The organism is Marichromatium sp. AB31, assembly GCF_003718685.1.
Classification (GTDB): domain Bacteria; phylum Pseudomonadota; class Gammaproteobacteria; order Chromatiales; family Chromatiaceae; genus Marichromatium; species Marichromatium gracile.
In genome coordinates this window covers 1-2,058 of record NZ_RHFI01000051.1, presented here as the reverse complement: position 1 = coordinate 2,058, position 2,058 = coordinate 1, and the positions used below count along the sequence as shown (strand labels likewise).

The window sequence follows — 2,058 nt, the reverse complement described above, 5'->3', positions numbered from 1 at the left end:
GCTGGCCGCGGATCGCGAGGCGCTGGCGACGACCCGCGCCGGGTTGCGCGCACAGATGGAGGCCAGCCCCTGGCGTGACGAGCAGGGGCAGGTGGCACGGATCGAGGCCGCCTACCGGGCGATGTGGGAGCATTGGTGTGAGCCAGAACGAGGATAAGCGATTGCTGCTCCAAGCGGCCGCAGCACATCACCGTGCCGGTCGTCTGGACGTGGCCGAGTCCGTCTATCGCGCCGTGCTTGCGCTCGATCCCGCCGCCGCCGAGGCGCAGGAGGCGCTCGGTCGCTTGCATGAAGCACGGGGGAGAGAGGGGCGGCAGCGGTCTTCGGGACAGGCCGAGACCTGTCGTGTGGCGGCGCCTGCCGCCACGACCGGCGGGCATGCCCCTGTGCTGGCTGCATTGCAGGCCGGGCGCTTGGAAGAGGCCGAGGGGTACGCGCGCGCGCTGAGCGGTGACGATGCCTTCGGGTTGAAGGTGTTGGGCGCCTTGTTGGCCCGCCGCGGTGAGGTGCACGAGGCGCGCACGGTACTCGAGCGCGCACGGCGACTCACGCCAGATGATCCGGAGCTATTGAATAATCTGGGGCATGTCTGTCAGCGGCTTGGATTGATCGAGGACGCCGTCGCGCACTACCGATTGGCCCTCGGGATCGCCCCGGATCGTGCCGAGGTCTGGAACAATCTGGCGATGAGCCTACGTGAGCAAGGGGCCTTGGATGCGGCCCTGGAGTGCTGTGACCGGGCAGTCGCGCTCACCCCGGACTATGCCCGGGCTCACGATAACCGCGGCCTGCTGCTGCGTGAACTTGGACGTCCCGAGGCGGCCTTGCGCGCCCATGAGCGCGCCCTCGAACTCCAACCAGGCTTCGTCGAGGCGTTGAGCAATCAGGGGCTGGCGCTCAAGGCGCTGGGACGGGTCGATGCGGCGTTGGTGAGCCAGCGCGAGGCGGTGCGGCTGCGGCCTGATGATGCCGATCTGTTGCTGAACCTCGGCGCTACCCTCAACGACCTTGGTCATCAGCGCGAGGCGTTACGTTGCTTCGATCGGGCATTGGAACGGGTGCCGGGGAAGGTCGAGGCGCACGGCAATCGAGGGTTGGTCTTGCATGCGTTGGGGATGCCGGAGGCCGCTGAGATCAGCTATCGCCGTGCCCTGGCCTTGAATCCGTGCAGCATCGAAGCACTCAACAATCTGGGAATCCTGCTTCATGAACTCGGACGGCGGGGCGAGGCCCTGCAGTGTCTGGATCAAGCGCTGACGCTTGACGAGGAGGATGTGAACGCTCATACCAACCGCGCCAATGTGCTCAAGGATCAGGGGCGATTGGAGGAGGCGATCGATGCATTCGAGCACGCATGCATGCTCGATCCCGGGTTGACACAGGCCCGGTCCAACCTGCTGTTCACCCTGAACTATCACCCGGACCGTACGGCGCAGGAAATCTTCACCGCCTACCGGGATTACGACCGCCGCTACGGTGAGCCGGCGAGCGCGTATTGGCGTCCGTCCGATAACACGCGTGTGGCAGAGCGGCGGCTGCGCCTCGGTTATCTCTCGCCAGACTTCCGCTCCCACGCGATCCGCTACATGCTCGAGCCACTGCTCGAATGCCATGACCATGCGCAATTCGAGCTGTACGCCTATGCCGAGTTGACGTGCGAGGATGCCCAGACCGCACGTTATCGCTCACTGGTCGATCATTGGGTGCCGACCCGGGGGCTGAGCGACGCCCAACTTGCCGAACGTATCCGTGCCGACGGCATCGACATCCTGGTCGACCTGGCCGGTCATACGGCGGGAAACCGGCTGGGGGCGTTCGCGCGCAAGCCGGTGCCGGTGTCGGTGAGTCTCTGGGTCGGTTATGGCTACACCTCGGGGTTGAGCGCGATCGACTACTTCCTGTGTGACGAGGTCCTGGTGCCGGAGGGTGCGGAGGAGTTGTTCAGCGAGCGGCCCTGGCGGATTGCCGCGCCCGCCGGCATGTATCGCCCGAGCGAGGGGATGGGGGCGGTGAACGTGTTGCCGGCGCTGGAGCGGGGATACATCACCTTCGGTACGC

1 protein-coding gene is annotated in these 2,058 nt (G+C 66.1%); it reads left to right on the top strand.

Translation table 11 applies throughout. The features are described 5' to 3' along the window. Positions 1-137 precede the first annotated feature (137 nt). The coding region (locus EBL84_RS16675) for a tetratricopeptide repeat protein (protein WP_123141803.1) at positions 138-2,058 on the top strand (1,921 nt) is incomplete at its 3' end.